The organism is Cytobacillus sp. S13-E01 (assembly GCF_029193815.1).
Lineage (GTDB): Bacteria > Bacillota > Bacilli > Bacillales > Bacillaceae_L > Bacillus_BV.
This window is the reverse complement of record NZ_JARFVC010000005.1, coordinates 107,545-124,326: the sequence shown is the minus strand read 5'-3', so window position 1 is coordinate 124,326 and position 16,782 is coordinate 107,545. Positions and strand designations below refer to the sequence as shown.

At 37.0% G+C, this 16,782-nt stretch carries 16 protein-coding genes; all 16 read right to left on the bottom strand.

Annotated elements, in window-relative coordinates; all coding sequences use genetic code 11:
• Positions 1-17 precede the first annotated feature (17 nt).
• Positions 18-932, bottom strand: a complete 915-nt coding sequence (locus PY093_RS05850; protein WP_275644941.1) for a hypothetical protein — start codon at positions 930-932, stop codon at positions 18-20.
• 241 nt (positions 933-1,173) lie between these two features.
• Entirely contained in the window at positions 1,174-2,466 is a 1,293-nt protein-coding gene (gene aroA / locus PY093_RS05845) for a 3-phosphoshikimate 1-carboxyvinyltransferase (RefSeq protein ID WP_275644940.1), read from the bottom strand.
• Between the two features lie 34 nt (positions 2,467-2,500).
• A complete protein-coding gene (locus PY093_RS05840) occupies positions 2,501-3,607 on the bottom strand; it encodes a prephenate dehydrogenase (RefSeq protein ID WP_275644939.1) in 1,107 nt (368 codons plus the stop codon).
• 384 nt (positions 3,608-3,991) lie between these two features.
• Complete coding sequence (gene hisC / locus PY093_RS05835) at positions 3,992-5,089, bottom strand: histidinol-phosphate transaminase (protein WP_275644938.1); 1,098 nt, start codon at positions 5,087-5,089, stop codon at positions 3,992-3,994.
• Positions 5,090-5,099: 10 nt separating this feature from the next.
• The gene (trpA, locus tag PY093_RS05830; protein ID WP_275644937.1) at positions 5,100-5,909 is read right to left on the bottom strand and encodes a tryptophan synthase subunit alpha; all 810 of its coding nucleotides are present in this window, start codon (positions 5,907-5,909) and stop codon (positions 5,100-5,102) included.
• Complete coding sequence (gene trpB, locus PY093_RS05825) at positions 5,872-7,101, bottom strand: tryptophan synthase subunit beta (protein WP_275644936.1); 1,230 nt, start codon at positions 7,099-7,101, stop codon at positions 5,872-5,874. Before trpB ends, trpA begins: the two co-directional genes overlap by 38 nt.
• Positions 7,082-7,738: a phosphoribosylanthranilate isomerase gene (locus PY093_RS05820; protein WP_275644935.1), complete on the bottom strand. Its 657-nt coding sequence runs from the start codon at positions 7,736-7,738 to the stop codon at positions 7,082-7,084. The genes trpB and PY093_RS05820 overlap by 20 nt, the downstream gene beginning before the upstream one ends.
• Positions 7,719-8,495, bottom strand: a complete 777-nt coding sequence (trpC, locus tag PY093_RS05815) for an indole-3-glycerol phosphate synthase TrpC (protein ID WP_275644934.1) — start codon at positions 8,493-8,495, stop codon at positions 7,719-7,721. Before trpC ends, PY093_RS05820 begins: the two co-directional genes overlap by 20 nt.
• Positions 8,485-9,510: an anthranilate phosphoribosyltransferase gene (gene trpD / locus PY093_RS05810; RefSeq protein WP_275644933.1), complete on the bottom strand. Its 1,026-nt coding sequence runs from the start codon at positions 9,508-9,510 to the stop codon at positions 8,485-8,487. The genes trpC and trpD overlap by 11 nt, the downstream gene beginning before the upstream one ends.
• Positions 9,503-11,023, bottom strand: a complete 1,521-nt coding sequence (gene trpE, locus PY093_RS05805) for an anthranilate synthase component I (RefSeq protein ID WP_275644932.1) — start codon at positions 11,021-11,023, stop codon at positions 9,503-9,505. The genes trpD and trpE overlap by 8 nt, the downstream gene beginning before the upstream one ends.
• A gap of 420 nt (positions 11,024-11,443) precedes the next feature.
• A complete protein-coding gene (gene aroH / locus PY093_RS05800) occupies positions 11,444-11,812 on the bottom strand; it encodes a chorismate mutase (RefSeq protein ID WP_275644931.1) in 369 nt (122 codons plus the stop codon).
• Positions 11,813-11,823: 11 nt separating this feature from the next.
• A complete protein-coding gene (aroB, locus tag PY093_RS05795) occupies positions 11,824-12,897 on the bottom strand; it encodes a 3-dehydroquinate synthase (protein WP_275644930.1) in 1,074 nt (357 codons plus the stop codon).
• On the bottom strand, positions 12,897-14,069 hold the full coding sequence (gene aroC, locus PY093_RS05790; protein WP_275644929.1) for a chorismate synthase: 1,173 nt from the start codon (positions 14,067-14,069) through the stop codon (positions 12,897-12,899). Before aroC ends, aroB begins: the two co-directional genes overlap by 1 nt.
• Before the next feature lie 190 nt (positions 14,070-14,259).
• Entirely contained in the window at positions 14,260-15,033 is a 774-nt protein-coding gene (locus PY093_RS05785) for a CheR family methyltransferase (RefSeq protein WP_275644928.1), read from the bottom strand.
• 176 nt (positions 15,034-15,209) lie between these two features.
• Complete coding sequence (ndk, locus tag PY093_RS05780; protein WP_275644927.1) at positions 15,210-15,656, bottom strand: nucleoside-diphosphate kinase; 447 nt, start codon at positions 15,654-15,656, stop codon at positions 15,210-15,212.
• A gap of 106 nt (positions 15,657-15,762) precedes the next feature.
• A complete protein-coding gene (gene hepT / locus PY093_RS05775; protein WP_275644926.1) occupies positions 15,763-16,725 on the bottom strand; it encodes a heptaprenyl diphosphate synthase component II in 963 nt (320 codons plus the stop codon).
• Positions 16,726-16,782: the final 57 nt, after the last annotated feature.

The window sequence follows — 16,782 nt, the reverse complement described above, 5'->3', positions numbered from 1 at the left end:
TTACTCCTTTACAAATATTAAAAGGAAGATGCAAAATGCCCAGGTATTTTCACTCTACATTCGTCACCAAATCCAGGTCGGAACAGTATTTGATTATCAACCTTTAAAAATTTACCTTTGTGCATTGTTACCTTTGGGATATGACTATGATAATCTAGAAGCGGCTTTTGTTCAACTGAATAGCTAACGTCATTCAAATCATAGAGGTTATAATCTAATTCTCCACCAACACGTATACCTCCTTTAGCAGGGTATATACCAATTTTCTTTAAGACGTTTAATGAAAGTGGATCTTTCTCATTAGGACAATCATGTAAGGAGGAAATATGGTTGTCTTCTGTTATTTCTTGCCATAGGCTACTTTGCCTATCTTTTTTAGATTGAGATTTATTTTTTGTATTCCATTGTGGCACAATTGGCACAGGGTATGAATATTGAGCATCTCGAATCCACCCCCAGGGAATTCGAAATAAATTATCTTCTTCATCAATTTCGACAATAACCAGTGAAATACCTTTTCTTTTACAGGATCGAATGAGGGAAGGTGTAGTTAATTTCAAAGGAACTCTAATCCCTAGAAAGTAGTCGACCGGGCAATTCAATAAGCGGTGTCTTGCCTCATTTAGCGCTTTAGATAGCTCCCGCTCAAATTTCACATCACAGATGGATAGTATGGTCGTGCACCCTTTCGAAATAAAATCATCAATCATTTCTTGCTTAAATTGATGAAAAGGCTTTAATGATGAACCTAATGAAAAGTCCATCATGACATGTCCTGGAGTTAGTAGGAATTGTGAAATATCCATTTTATTACAGTTGTATCGGTTCAAATTATCACTAATGTAGTCAATACGTTCACCCTTAACAAGTAAGGAACATTTAGCAATTTTATTTTCCTTTAGTACATTTGCACGATCAATTATATACGCCATGAAACCTCCCCCATCATATTAGTTTTAAGTCGAAAAAGCTTCTTAAGACAAGCTATGATGACGGACTTGATTCTATGAATAAAAAAGAACCATTCACTTGAAATGGTTCTTTTTAAAGATAATATAGGATAAAAATTTGTACCTAGTTTTAGTGTCTAGCTCTGGACACTTTGCGCTTTTCAATAACAATCCTTATTACTTATAATATTTTATGTATTTCTAAATCACACACTTGGAGTTACTAGCCAATTAAACTTTCTAAATGCTCAAAAAATGATGGATAGGATACAGCAATTGCCTCAGAATTTTCTAAGGCCATAGGCCCCTCTGTTAAGCATGCAGCAATTGCGAGCATCATTCCAATTCGATGATCCCCATAACTATTAACTGTTTTTCCAGTTAGTTTACCTGATTGACCATAGATTATCATCCCATCGTCTGTTGATTCAATGGAAGCTCCTAGTTTTGAGAGCTCACTTACTACTGTATCAATTCGGTTTGTTTCTTTTACTTTTAATTCACCTGCATCCTTAATTACTGTTTTACCGTTTGCTTGTGTAGCAAGTAAGGCGATGATCGGAATTTCATCAATCAACCGTGGGATTATATCGCCACTAATTTCAATCCCTGTAAGTGCAGAAGTTGAAATAGTGAGATCCCCAACAGGTTCAAAATTCTCTATCGTTTCATTTGAGATAGAGACATTAGCACCCATATTACGCAACACATCAATAATTCCCGTTCTTGTTGGGTTTAATCCAACTTTTTTAAGCGTAATTCGACTATTTGGAATGATTGCACCTGCTACTAAAAAGAAAGCTGCTGAAGAAATATCACCAGGCACGATAATATTTACTGCATGTAATTCTTGTTTCCCTGTTACAGAAACAGTTAATCCAGCTTCTACAACCTCTCCTCCAAATGCTCGAAGCATTCTCTCGGTATGGTCTCTTGATTTATGTGGTTCAGTTACAGACGTCGTTCCTTCACTTTGTAAACCAGCTAATAGAATCGCAGATTTCACTTGTGCACTTGCAACAGGAGATTTATAAGCTATCGCTTTCGTTTTTCCACCACGTATCGATAATGGGGTAAAGTTACCCTGTTCCCTTCCATCGATAGACGCTCCCATTTGCCTTAAAGGGTTTGTAACACGATTCATTGGTCTTTTAGCAATCGATTCATCGCCAATTAAACAACTATGAAATGGTGTACCAGCTAAAATTCCAAGTAGCAGACGTGTTGTCGTACCTGAGTTTCCAACATTTAAAATCTCAACTGGCTCCTTAAGTCCCGATAATCCAGTCCCAAAAATTTCTACAGTGTCTTCATTTCGCTTAATCTCAACACCCATTTTTCGGAAACAATCAATTGTACTTAAACAATCTTCTCCCTCTAAAAAGTTCGTAATTGTCGTATTCCCATTTGCAATTGACCCAAACATGATAGCACGATGTGAAATCGATTTATCTCCGGGTATATCGATTGTTCCAGTAAGGCCGTTAACCATTGTAAATAATTGTTTCTTTTTCATCTAAACACTCCTCATAGCAGGTTCAGTGTAAATTTCATCCGTAATATGTATCAAAATTTGTTTCTTTTTCTATACAGCTTTTTGCACGTTCACGATCATTTTCACTTTGAAAGCTTAACCGTAACACCCCATAAATTTCCTCTCGGGTTTCTATAATTCTAATATTCGTTATACTTATACGTTCTTTCGCTAAATAACCAGTTATTTCTGAGATTATACCTGGATAATCCGGTACGTCAACATAAAGGTCATAAAAGGATGGAATAGCCCCTTTGACTCGCGTGGGCAATGCATCTCTAAAGTCTTTTGCATTATTAAAATAATCATATATTTTACTACTATCGCTTGCAACAATTAATGAACGTACTTTTTCCATTTCAACTATCCAGCTTTCGAACAGTGTTAATAATTCTCCCTTATTATGGAGTAGAATATCTCTCCACATTGCAGGATTACTTGATGCTATTCTTGTAATATCGCGAAATCCTCCTGCAGCCAGCCTGCTTACTAGCGCATTTTCATGTTGGAGCTGCTCAGCTTGATGAACTAAGCTTGCGGCAATTATATGCGGGAAGTGACTTATAACACCAGCTAATCGGTCATGCTCTTTTGCTGACATCGTGATAAAATTAGCTTTTGTCCCTTTCAACCAATTTTTCAAGACTGAAAGTTTATTTGCACTCGCTTCTTCGGCAGTAGGGGTGAATATGTAAAAGGCATTTTCAAATAAGTGCACTTTTGCAGCCGCTACACCGCTTTTATGAGATCCAGCCATTGGATGTCCACCAATAAATGAGTATCCATTATTCAATAAATTCTTAGCTTTTTCGACAATTCGTTGTTTTGTGCTTCCAACATCAGTAATAATTACATCTTTTTTCAAATTGCACTGTGCTAATTGTTCAATGATTATTTCTGTTTGCTGAACTGGGGCAGATATAATGATTAAATCACTCGTTTGTGCATGTTCTTCTATAGTGACTGTAATGTCATCCACGATTTGAAGTGTTTGTGCTAACTTTGCTTGTTCTAAATTAATGTCACAACCAATAATTATACTTTTCGGGTGTTCTTTTTTTAAAGCTAATGCAATTGAGCCACCAATAAGACCCAATCCTATCAACAAAACCTTACCTTCCATTTCATCATCTCCATATAACAAGAAAAGCGCAGGGCGCCCGCCTATCGGCGCGTCGATTAAAACCCGCCACGTCCTGTGGCGAACATCGACATCAGCACATCCTGTGCATGTCAAGCATAAGACGGTTCCTTTAAGAAGGTGGTTTTTCCTTCTTAAAGGAAATGGCTTATACCATAGAGTCAATGGCGCCCGGAGCTAGACACTAAGACTAGGTACAAATTTTTCTTATCTTTTAAGAAAAGCGCAGGGCGCCGCCATAATAATCGCTTGAAATTGCCCTTATTACTCTGTTATCCAATGTAATAAGCAATAATCTTTCAGAATAGAGCTTTAAAAAAAGAGAAGTGAGAAGTATGATTACACCACTATACTCTCGACTTCATATTAATTAGCTACTTTTTCTACAAGCATTTCCGTTAAAATACTGATAATACCTTCATTTTGTTCTTTCGTTCCTACTGTAATCCTAACGGACGTTGGAAAACCTAGAGCGTTTCCAGATCTTACAATATAACCTCTTTCAAGCAGGTATTGAAATACTTCGTCCCCTGGCCTATTAAAATCAATTAGGATAAAATTTCCTTCTGAAGGATAATAGAAAAGTCCTTGTTCATTACAGAATGTATAGTATTGTTCTAAGCCTTGTTTATTCTTTTTGGCACATTCTATAATAAATTGTTGATCGTCTAATGCAGCTAAAGCTGCTACTTGGGCCATTTTACTTGTGTTAAAAGGTTCTCTCGCAGGTTCTATTTGGGTAATAAGAGAACTTTGAGCAATACCGTACCCAATTCGTAATCCCGCTAATCCATACGCTTTAGAAAACGTTCGAAGTACAATTAAATTTGGGAATTGATCTATAAGTTTTATTGTTTCTGGATAGTCATCAACTTGTGTATATTCATAATAAGCCTCGTCTACCACTACCAAGACCTCACTTGGTACTTGATTCAAAAAGGCTAGTAAATTATTTTCTTTAATATAGGTACCTGTTGGATTATTTGGGCTACATAACCAAACAACAGCAGTTTCCTTATCAATTTGAGCTAACATACCTTCTAAATCATGATAACCATCTATTAATTCTACTTCTCTACAATCAGCGCCCTCAATAATGGCATTATGGCGATATTGTGGAAAGGTAGGTGTAGCCATCACTGTATTTTTTCCTGGCGAGAGCAAAGAACGACAGATTATTTGCAGTATTTCATCTGAACCATTACCAAAAATAATTTGTTTTGGACTTACCTCTAAATGCCCTGCGAATTTCTCTCTTAGATCAGCCGCATAACCATCAGGGTAAATTGCTAGTGATTCAATGCTATTTTGAATTGCAATTTTTGCTTGTTTTGAGAAACCAAATGGATTTTCATTTGATGCAAGCTTTGTAATTTTGTCTAGACCATACTGTCTTTTAACTTCTTCAATAGGTTTTCCAGGTTGGTATGGCTTTAAATTCTTTAATTGTTCTTTAATCTTCATCTTACACCTCTCAACTATTTATAGGTGAAATTATGGACAGAATATACCTTTTAAATTCTTCAACCGCATCACTTCGAGATCCTTCATGAAAAAGTCTATCTCCAAGAACCTCGATTTGTTGAACAATGGCACTTCCGACGACAATTCCATCACAATGATTTTGTAATGCTTTAACTTGGTTTGCATTAGAAATTCCAAACCCAACAACAACTGGTATGGTGCTGTATTGTTTAACTTCTTGAAGGAATGAATATACTTCTTCTTGGATAGTATCTCGAACACCAGTCACCCCAAGTGAGGAAACACAATAAAGAAAGCCTTGAGCATTGGATGCAATCTTTTGAATTCTTTTGGCTGACGTAGGTGCTACTAATGAAATATATTCAATTCCTTTTTGAGCACATCTTTCTCGTAAGTCCACACTTTCTTCATATGGTAAATCTGGTATTAACAGTCCATCTACACCATATTCCTGCGCTAAAGAAAAAAAGATATCTTCCCCTAATTGTAGCACAGGATTGTAATAGGTAAAGACAACAACTGGAATTTTTAATCCTTTTTCTCTCATTACTCCTATTAACTTTAGTGAGCTTTCTAATGTTGTACCATTTCGCAATGACCTGCTGGCTGCCCGTTGGATTACAGGACCATCAGCTAAAGGGTCAGAATAAGGAATGCCAATTTCTATTACAGTCGCACCGGATTCCTGTAAAGCTAAAGCAAGTTCTATTGTAACGTCTGGGTGGGGATCACCTGCTACTATAAATGGGATAAACATTGTGTCAGGCTTTAACAGTCTCTGATAATACGTTGTGCTCATACTCTTTTCCCCCTTTCAAATGTTCCATTAGAGAATGGACATCCTTGTCCCCTCTACCAGAAAGACACACTAGTACTGATTCTTGTGCACTCATATCTTTTGCAAGTTCAAAAGCTTTTGCAAGAGCGTGGGCAGATTCAATCGCAGGAATGATTCCCTCTTCTTTCGCTAGCATTTGAAGTGCCTCTAACGCTTCTACATCCGTGATACTCTCATATTTAACCCTGCCAACGCTGGCTAAATAGGAATGCTCTGGGCCAACCCCAGGATAATCGAGCCCTGCCGATATTGAGTAAGGTTCAATAATTTGTCCATGTAAATCTTGAAGCAGGTAAGTCATAGCTCCATGAATAATGCCCCGTGTACCTTTTGTAATTGTTGCAGCATGTAAAGATGTTTCCACTCCTTTTCCCGCTGCCTCAACACCTACTAGTTGGACGTCATCCTTTAAGAAAGGATAAAACATTCCCATCGCGTTACTTCCACCTCCAACACATGCCACAACGGTTGTAGGAAGTTTCCCTTCTCTTGCTTGAAATTGTTGTTTCGCCTCGTCACCTATAATTCTTTGAAAATCGCGTACCATCTTTGGATAGGGGTGTGGGCCAACAACAGAACCAATCATATAAAAATGATCAGTACAATGCTGTACCCAATAGCGAATAGCCTCGTTGGTAGCATCTTTTAGTGTCTTACTTCCACTTGAAACCGGGATTACCTCTGCACCTAGAAGTTGCATTCTAAATACATTTAATTGTTGTCTTGCAATATCTTCTTCGCCCATAAACACTTTACATTCCATTCCAAATCTAGCAGCTACTGTTGCTGCAGCAACCCCATGCTGACCAGCTCCAGTTTCAGCAATTAGTTTCCTTTTCCCCATACGCTTAGCTAGCAGCGCCTGACCAATAGCGTTATTAATTTTGTGTGCACCCGTGTGGTTTAAATCTTCACGTTTTAAATATATTTTTGCACCTTCAAGCTTTTTGGTCAGATTTTCTGCCAATGTAAGAGCTGTTGGTCTGCCTGAATATTCCTTTAAGGTACTATGATATTCCATTGCAAATGATGGATCTTTCAACGCTGCATCCAATGCAGCCTCGATTTCTTCTAATGGTTGCATTAATGTTTCTGGAACGAATTTACCTCCGAAATCACCAAACCTACCGTTTTTATCTGGTGCTTGATTCATATATTCCCACCCTTTCCTCTAATTGATCTACTAGTTGTTTATCCTTTACATTATTTAGTTCAATCCCACTTGAAAGATCAATACCCTGCGGACAATGTTTAAGGAGCCCATCGACATTTTTTGAGCTTACTCCACCTGCAATAAAGCAAAGAACACCTTGCCTTTTTGCTTCCTCTAAATAGTTTGGTACCGCATTCCAATCAAACGAAATTCCTGTGCCACCCCACACTCCCTTGACCCTACTATCAACAATATATCCATCCACTATTCCACTAAGGCTCTGCATTATCTTTAAGGCATTTTCTTGATGATGGATAGCCTTCCAAACTGGTAAATTAACTTTCGTTTTAATATCTAAAATCACATCTACACTTTCATTGCCATGACATTGAATGATTGATAGAGGTACTTTTGATACAATAGTAGCAATTTCTTCTGCTGTGGCATTCACAAACACACCGACCAACTTTTTGTCTTTTATATCGACTTGTGAGAGCCATTCACTAAGCTCATCAACACATACCTGTCGTTTACTCCCAGCAAAGATAAATCCAATATAATGAGCATTACTATTCGTTGTTACAAGTAAATCCTCTAATGATTTATTTCCACAATACTTAAGTAGTAATCCGGTCATGTCGATCTTCTCCAAACATTTGCTTAATGCCCTCACTAGGCTTCTCTGCCTTCATAAACGCTTCCCCGACCAATACTGCATTAGCTCCGTATTCTTGTACCTTCCTTAGATCATTATTTGTGTGAATACCACTCTCACTTACTAACAAGCTATCAACTGGAATATGATGTGCTATTTCGTTAGTATGTTGAATAGACGTTGCAAAGGTTTTTAGGTCTCGATTATTCACACCTATTATTTGTGGCTCAAATTTAGCTAAGACTTTCTCTAAGGCGTCATAGGAATGCACTTCAACCAGACATTCTAGACCCAACTCATATGCTTCTAAGTAAAATTCATATAGCTGGCTAATTGATAAGACCTCTCCAATTAACAGGATGGCATCTGCACCTATCCTTACACTTTCTTCAATTTGGATGGGATCGACAATAAAGTCTTTTCTTAGTACTGGAACATCCACTTCACTCTTCACTTGCTTAAGGTAGTCGATTGATCCTTGAAAATACTCTTTATCAGTTAAAACAGAGATAGCGTCTACCCCTACATTTTCATATTCTTTAGCTATTTCAAGAGGATAAAATTCTTCTCTAATGACGCCTTTGGATGGTGATGCCTTTTTGATTTCTGCAATTAAGCCAATATTCCTATTAGGGTTGATAAGTGCTTCATATAAGGACTTTCTCTTAACTTCTAAAAAATCAGGTAGAACAATCTCCTTCACTTCTTTGTACTTTGATTGAATTATTTTACCTAGCATACCGAGTCTCCTTTTTACTGCGTAATTTTTTAAAATGACTCTGTACTACTCCTTTTTGCAATGCTTCCCTAGCCGTCTTGACTCCTTCAGATATAGAATTTGTTTTACCTGCTACATATAAAGCAGCACCAGCGTTAAATAAAACGATATCTGTGGCACTGTGATTTCCTTCCCCATTTAAGACTTGTTCTAGCAACAAAGCACTTGCTGTTACAGAGCTGACTTGAATATCCTTGATATTTCCTCTTACTAATCCAACGTCCTCAGGTGTGATCACAAATTTCTTAATTTCGCCATTTTTCAGTTCTACTACATCTGTTTCACAACTAATGCTGAATTCATCAAGCCCATCCCTACCTGTTACGAAAAGAACATGCTCAGATCCTAAATTCCGCAATGTATATGCCATTTTTTCTGCATAATCAGGTGAGTATACGCCGATAACCTGCTTTTTACAACGGGCTGGATTAGCTAATGGGCCTAACAAATTAAAGACAGTTCTAAATCCAATCTCAGTTCTAGGTATAACAGCATGCTTCATTGCTGAATGATAAAACGGAGCGAACAAAAAGCTCATTCCTCTTTCTCGCATTGCCCTCTTAGCTTCTTCTGGGCTAGCTTGGATTTCGATGCCTAAGTACTCAAGTACATCCGCGCTTCCACTTTTTGAAGAGACAGCTCGATTTCCATGTTTTGCAACTTTTACTCCTAAAGAAGAAACAACAATAGCTGTAGCGGTTGATATATTAAAGGTTGAAGATCCATCTCCTCCAGTACCACATGTATCGATTACTTGATCATCGTAAGACTCTAATGCCATCATATGGGACCGCATAGCCCTTGCAAATCCAGTCATTTCATCAATAGTTTCTCCTCTAAAACGTAAAATCGAGAGGAGGCTTGCAATTTGACTAGGTGTGGCTCTTCCACTCATTATTTCATCCATAACCGCATTGGCCTCTGATTCGGTCAAAACATTCCCGTTAATACATTTATTTAATAATTCTTTAAACATATTGACCCTCCTTACCTGCAAACATCTTATGCGCCAGCTCTATAGTTTTAATTAAGGCGCTAGCTTTATTGAGTGTTTCTTTCCATTCAAGCTCTGGTACGGAATCAGCAACAATTCCAGCACCCGCCTGTATAAAACCGACACCATCTTTTAATACGATTGTTCGAATAGTTATACATGAATCAATATTCCCATCAAATCCTATATAAGCAATCGTTCCAGCATATAAATTCCTTGCAGTTGGTTCAAGCTCAGATAATATTTGCATTGCTCGTATCTTGGGAGCACCCGATACAGTTCCAGCTGGAAAAGCTGCCAGTAATGCATCAATTGGGTCGACAGTTTCGGAAATAACACCTGTAACCTTTGAAATAAGATGCATAACATGGGAGAATCGCCCTAACTCCATTAGTACCGGTGTGTTCACCGTTCCAAATTTCGACACTCTACCAATATCATTTCTTGCTAGATCAACCAACATATAATGTTCAGCCTTTTCTTTTTCATCATGTAAAAGCTCCTGCGCCAATAACTCATCCTCTTCAGGCGTACGCCCTCTGCGTCTTGTGCCTGCAATTGGATGAATCTCTAAATGATCTTCTTGAATGTTGATTAGCCTTTCTGGAGAACTACCGATAATTTCAACGTCATCGCTTTTTATATAAAATAGATATGGTGATGGATTTACCATCCGCAAGACTCGGTATAATTCAAATCCACTTATACTCACAGGAACCTCAAACCGTTGTGAAAGCACTGCCTGAAAAATATCACCAGCAGCTATATAATCTTTAATTTTAGTTACATCTCGGATAAACATTTCTTTTTCATAGTTTGATTTAATATCATCAAAGCTAACTTCCGCTTTCATATTGTGTAGTGGAACAAGTTCTTGATGTTTATTATTTTGCAAAATCTTAGTAAGATAAATATTTATTTTTGCTAATGCATGCTCAAAAACTGCCTTTTTACATCTAGTGTCTTCATCGCCATTTAAACTAATGTAATGAATGATTGAAAGTTCTTTTTTATGATGATTAAAGGCTAATAGTGTTTCACAAAAGAAGAAGTGATATCGTTTGATGTTCATATCATTGTTTTGATGTTCATTTACTTTTTCAAAGGTTGATATTGCATCATAACCAATATAACCAACAGCTCCCCCAGTAAATGGGATGGGTAAATCAACATCCATAACCGCTAAATGTTCCTGAATCCAAGCGAACGCTTTTTTAAGGGTACTCTTTTTGGCGATTTTTTGTTGATTGCCATTCTTTATGATAAATTCACCATTTATTTCATCGACAAACAAAAATGGACTAAGGCCTATGAAAGAATAGTGTGACCATAATGATTGTTCATCCTTGCTCTCTAAAATAAAGGACGCTTCTTGTTCTAGGTTTTGGAAAATTTGTATTGGTGTCAGCGTGTCACCAACAATTGTTTTGACAATCGGAATTGTTTTGTATTCGTTGCAATTTGACAGAAATGAGGATAAATCTTCTGTACTCATGTGCTCACTCCTCCATATTTTTAAGTTGTGTAATATTCGCTACACTAACTGTCTTATGGAGAATGAGGATTTAGGAGGGGGTTAATAAAAGCTATAAAAAAATGATCAACTTAAGTTTTAATACCATAATGATATTAAAAAACCCCAAGACAAATAAACGTCATTGGGGTAGAGTTGATATGATTAATCTTTCTCAGCTAACCTCAACTAAACTCACTCACTCTCATCTACCCTAGCTATAGAATGGCACTCTTGCCAATCTCATAGTTCTCTTAACTCAACTAAAGAATCTTACTATTTCTAATGTTATTACATTTCTTGATTATTTGTCAACGATTTACTGTTCGTTAATTTATTATAGGGGCATAAGACCATTTCAGTCTTTGTTCCCTAGCACAAGCAGCCAAAATACGAGAAGATTCAATTCTTCTCAACGAGATCAGGCCTTAGTTGTATCGCATCCTCTAGGTACACATGAAAAATATTTTCTTGTGTAACCTTTGTATTGACCGTCAACATGACTCGAATACATTTAGCCAAAGAGCCTGGTACAGGTATTTCTCTCATACACATTACAGGTACAAAGCTCCAGCCATCAATACGTCTAAGTGCTGCAGCAGGGAATCCCGCATCAATGTCCTCTGTAACGGATATTAATACTTGTGCCACGTCCTTGGGATTAATATTATTTGCCTTTATCATTTCTTGAAGGAGAAACTCTGTTGCGGCAATAATTTCATTTAATTCATTTTCCTTAACTGTAATTGCTCCTCTTACTCCGCGAACCATGTAACTCCTCCTTATTCACTTTTAAGTAGTGTATACAGTAACTCATCATTCACTTCATGTACTTCAACAAGCCCAACTTCTTTTAAAAGAACCATTCTTATGTTACCAGCAGTAGATTTTTTATCTTTTTTCATACGTAGTAGTAACTTGTTAGGATCTAGTCCAGCTGGAATTGTGGTTGCATAACCGTATTTCTTAAACCAATCTACATATTCTTGGTAGTTTAAATTTTTTTCAAAATATTGCTCACTAACTTTTATGGCATATAACATACCAATTAGGACTGCCTCACCGTGAGTAATTTCCCCATATCCCAATTCTGTCTCTATTGCATGGCCAAGTGTATGGCCAAAATTCAAAAAGGCACGGATACCGTTTTCACGTTCATCCTTTGAAACAATTTCAGCCTTAACTGCTATGCCTTTTTGAATGGCATATTGAAGCTGATCGCCATTTAAATCTGAAAAAGTCATAATATTTTCTTTAATCCATTTATAAAAGTCCTTATCCCAAATGATTGCTTCCTTTATGACTTCAGCAAATCCTGATAAGAGCTCCTTTTTGGGTAAAGTTTCTAAAAAATCAGTGTCATAAACAACTGCTTCTGGTTGATGAAAAGCACCAATCATGTTCTTCCCCAAAGAATGGTTAATAGCAACTTTCCCGCCTACAGCACTATCATGCGCCAAAAGAGTTGTTGGAATTTGGATAAATGGTATACCCCGTTGGTAAGTTGCAGCAACAAACCCTGCTACATCCCCAACGACACCGCCTCCTAGAGCTAAGATTAAAGAAGAACGATCAAGCCCATTCGTTAATGCACATGTATGGCACTCATAGTAAGTATCAATATTTTTTGCTGTTTCACCGTGTGAAATAATAAACTTGTCGGTAGCGTAATCCCTAGCTAAGACCGAAACCACTTTTTCTAAGTATAATGGTGCCACGACGTTATCCGTAATAATCAATATCTTCGAAATAGGATTAGTAAGTTGTTGTAATACCTTTGGTAATTCCGAAATTATTCCACTACCTATATATAAAGGGTACTGTTTCGAATCAGTCGTAATATTAATAGCCGCCATTAGAAGTCCCTCGAATATTCCTTCATTTTCATAATGTTATCTTTAATTAGCTCCATTCGATCTTGACCAAATTGACTTACAATTGCAGCAGCAATTTCCCAAGCAACAACCGCCTCGGCAACAACACTAGCTGCTGGTACCGCACAACTATCTGAACGTTCAATACTTGCTGCAAATGGTTCCTTACTTTCGATATCAACACTTTTGAGTGGTTTATAGAGGGTTGGAATCGGCTTCATTACTCCTCTAACGACAATAGGCATTCCTGTTGTCATTCCGCCTTCAAAACCACCTAAATTATTTGTTCTGCGGGTATACCCATTTTCTTTGTCCCAAATAATCTCATCATGAACTTCACTTCCAGGTTTACGTGCAGCATCAAAACCTATGCCAAATTCGACGCCTTTAAAAGCATTAATACTTATCATTGCCGCGGCAATTTTTGCATCTAGCTTACGATCATAGTGAACATAGCTTCCAACTCCAGCCGGCATTCCACAAACGATAACCTCGACTATACCACCGATTGAATCACCATTCTCTTTCGCAAGATCTATTTGCGCCATCATTTCCTTCTCAGCTTTAACATCATAGCATCTGACTGGTGACTGTTCTGTTATAACCTGTAGTTCCTCAATTGTTTTATATGTAGGATCATTCGCTCTTACTCCACCAATTTCCAATACATGCCCCGCAACCTTAATTCCTAATTCTAAAAGGAGCTGCTTGGCAACTGCTCCTGCGGCTACACGGACAGTTGTCTCTCGAGCTGACGAACGCTCTAAAACGTTACGCATATCGCGATGACCGTATTTTATTGCACCGTTTAAGTCGGCATGTCCAGGACGAGGTCTAGTAATTTGTCGCTTTACGTCTTCCTCCTTAACATCTTCCAATGGCTCAATTCCCATTATGCTTGTCCAATGCTTCCAATCACGATTTTCAACCATTAATGTAATTGGCGAGCCTAATGATTTCCCATGTCTAACACCACTTACTATTTGCACTTGGTCTTTTTCGATTTGCATTCTTCGACCACGACCATGTCCCTTTTGCCTTCTAGCTAATTCTTCGTTTATCTGTTGCGCTGTTACAGCAAGACCCGAGGGTACTCCTTCTAGAATGGTTGTTAATTGTGGGCCATGTGATTCTCCTGCTGTTAAATATCTCATCTACAATCCCCCTTCAACTCTTTAAAGCGATTATGTACCAATATATCATATCAAAACACAAATTAGTAAGAGAATTTAATAAATTGTAAAAATAATCTTAAAAAAGATTACTCCTACTTAATGATATAATATAGTATGAAATTTGGATAGGCAAAAAGAATCCATCCTATGATGAACTCCACTAAAACTATTATTTTTTTCTATAAAAGAATGTGTCCTCTGTCTCGAATTCATAGGTAGCTGGATTAAAAATTTGCTCCGTACTTCCTACAAAGAAAATCCCATCCTTCTTTAATGCATCACTAAATTTTTTATACAAAACATGTTTGGCATCTTCAGTAAAGTATATTAATACATTACGACAAACAATTAAATCAAATTGGTTATCAAACCTATCTGCTAATAAATTTTGTTTTTTAAAGGTGACGGTTTTTTTAATTTCTTCACTAATTTTATAGTATGTACCATCCTGGGTGAAGTATTTCTTTTTCATTATGTCGGGAACTTCTTGGAGTGACCGTTCTGGGTAGATACCAAGATTTGCACGAGCAATAACATTTTCGTCAATATCAGTTGCTAAAATGGAAATTGAAGTAAGTGGCACGAAATTGGATAGCATCATTGCAAGCGTGTAGGGTTCTTCACCAGTAGAACAAGCCGCACTCCAAACTTTTAAACGCTTATTTTTCACAAACAAATTAGGCAGGATTTTCTTTTCCAGCACCTCCCACCTTTTGCCATTACGGTAAAATTCAGAAACATTTATAGTCATTCTATCTAAAAATTCATGGAACAACACATTATCAATAGCAATTCCCTTATAGAAATCATGAAAACTTTTATATCCCTTTTTTTCGTATAAAGATGTTAGTCTACGTTTCATTTGTGCTTCTTTGTAAAATGCAAGGTCTATACCTGTTTTTTGCTTTACTTTTACGATAAAATCTTCATAATCATATGACATCGTCACTAGTTCTCCTCTATATTAACGGTATTCAAATTTTTAAAAACATACATTCAGTATAACGCAAATTCGAGAAAAATGAGTAGTAAAAGACAGTAAATAAAACTAGGTTCAAATTTTTATACTTTCTTATCTTTAAAAAAGAACCAGCTAAAATTAGCTGGTTCTTTTTGATCTTAATAAATCCATTCATTAATTTGTCGAGTATATTCAACAAGCTCAGCTTCTTTGAAGAATAAGCCAATTTCACGCTCAGCGCTTTCAGAAGCATCCGAACCGTGAATCACGTTTTTATCGATTGTTAAACCGAAGTCTCCACGAATTGTTCCTGGTGCAGCATCTTTAGGGTTTGTAGCCCCCATCATCGTACGTGCAGTTGTGATAACGTTTTCACCTTGCCATACCATTGCAAAAACTGGGCCAGATGTAATGAAGCTTACTAATCCACCGAAGAATGGACGTTCTTTATGCTCGCCGTAGTGTTGCTCAGCAAGTTCTGGAGTAATTTGCATTAGTTTAGCTCCAACTAATTGAAAGCCCTTTCTTTCAAAACGAGCCACAATTTCACCGATTAACTGACGTTGTACTCCATCAGGTTTTACCATTAAAAAAGTTTTTTCCATGATAACCCACCCCATTAAAATATGTATAAGATTGTCTAATTAACAACCAATCAAAATAGTAACACTATTTTGATCGGTTATCAACGTTTGTCTAGATAATTATTCTTTAAAATTTCCTTTTGCCGATAAATTTAGCTATATTATAAAGCGTATTTCTAGCTCTGTTCACTGGAAGTTCACTTAGAACATCGAATGCTTTATCTAGGTATCTATTACTGATTTCTGTTGACTTTTTAATAGCGCTTGAATTTTTTATTAGATTGATAAGAGGTTGAATTTCTTCATGGGTAGTTGTTTCTGAAACCTTTATTATCTCTTGACTTAATACAGGATCTTGTAATGCATATAATACCGGAAGAGTTACATTCCCTTGGAGTAGGTCACTTCCTGCAGGTTTTCCAAGTTGTTGTTCAGTTGCTGTAAAATCAAGGATGTCGTCTGTTATTTGGAATGCCATACCAACGTAGTAGCCAAATAAATATAATTTCCGATGTACTTCACTAGGTACATCGGATGCAATCGCACCAAGTTGACAACTCACAGCTATTAGCAAAGCAGTTTTTCTTTTTATTCTACGTAAATAGCAGCGTAGATTTTGGTTAAAATCATATTTATCTTTTATTTGTTCAATTTCTCCAATATTTAGTTCAACAAGGGCTTGTGATAATATTTTGTGTGCATCAACTCGATCAACTCTAGTCATTAATTCTAAAGAACGAGCAAAAATGTAATCACCAGTATAAATTGCGATTTTGTTATTCCACTTCGCTTTTATAGTCGGTTTACCTCTTCTCAAATCGGCATCATCAATTACATCATCATGTACAAGTGATGCCATGTGAATTAACTCTAGCGCCACAGCAACGTTTTTGATATTATCAATATTATACTCCCCAAATTTTCCAGCTAGCAAAACAAATACCGGGCGAATTCTCTTTCCGCCCGCTTGTAATAAATGCAACCCTGCTTGTCTAAGTAGAGGGTGCTCCGCTTGAATTGTCGCCTCAAGCTCTTTTTCAATTATAGCTATATCCGTATTCAAAAAGGAATACATCATCTTCAATTTCATGAGATTCACCTTAACTTACGTAGACATAATTTGTAGTAGCCATGTTAACATAGTAGT

Excerpts from the sequence above, each read along its gene's own strand:
- PY093_RS05850 (WP_275644941.1), bottom strand. The coding sequence starts at position 932 with ATGGCGTATATAATTGATCGTGCAAATGTACTAAAGGAAAATAAAATT.
- aroA (WP_275644940.1), bottom strand. The coding sequence starts at position 2,466 with ATGAAAAAGAAACAATTATTTACAATGGTTAACGGCCTTACTGGAACA.
- PY093_RS05840 (WP_275644939.1), bottom strand. The coding sequence starts at position 3,607 with ATGGAAGGTAAGGTTTTGTTGATAGGATTGGGTCTTATTGGTGGCTCA.
- hisC (WP_275644938.1), bottom strand. The coding sequence starts at position 5,089 with ATGAAGATTAAAGAACAATTAAAGAATTTAAAGCCATACCAACCTGGA.
- trpA (WP_275644937.1), bottom strand. The coding sequence starts at position 5,909 with ATGAGCACAACGTATTATCAGAGACTGTTAAAGCCTGACACAATGTTT.
- trpB (WP_275644936.1), bottom strand. The coding sequence starts at position 7,101 with ATGAATCAAGCACCAGATAAAAACGGTAGGTTTGGTGATTTCGGAGGT.
- PY093_RS05820 (WP_275644935.1), bottom strand. The coding sequence starts at position 7,738 with ATGACCGGATTACTACTTAAGTATTGTGGAAATAAATCATTAGAGGAT.
- trpC (WP_275644934.1), bottom strand. The coding sequence starts at position 8,495 with ATGCTAGGTAAAATAATTCAATCAAAGTACAAAGAAGTGAAGGAGATT.
- trpD (WP_275644933.1), bottom strand. The coding sequence starts at position 9,510 with ATGTTTAAAGAATTATTAAATAAATGTATTAACGGGAATGTTTTGACC.
- trpE (WP_275644932.1), bottom strand. The coding sequence starts at position 11,023 with ATGAGTACAGAAGATTTATCCTCATTTCTGTCAAATTGCAACGAATAC.
- aroH (WP_275644931.1), bottom strand. The coding sequence starts at position 11,812 with ATGGTTCGCGGAGTAAGAGGAGCAATTACAGTTAAGGAAAATGAATTA.
- aroB (WP_275644930.1), bottom strand. The coding sequence starts at position 12,897 with ATGGCGGCTATTAATATTACGACTGATTCGAAACAGTACCCTTTATAT.
- aroC (WP_275644929.1), bottom strand. The coding sequence starts at position 14,069 with ATGAGATATTTAACAGCAGGAGAATCACATGGCCCACAATTAACAACC.
- PY093_RS05785 (WP_275644928.1), bottom strand. The coding sequence starts at position 15,033 with ATGTCATATGATTATGAAGATTTTATCGTAAAAGTAAAGCAAAAAACA.
- ndk (WP_275644927.1), bottom strand. The coding sequence starts at position 15,656 with ATGGAAAAAACTTTTTTAATGGTAAAACCTGATGGAGTACAACGTCAG.
- hepT (WP_275644926.1), bottom strand. The coding sequence starts at position 16,725 with ATGAAATTGAAGATGATGTATTCCTTTTTGAATACGGATATAGCTATA.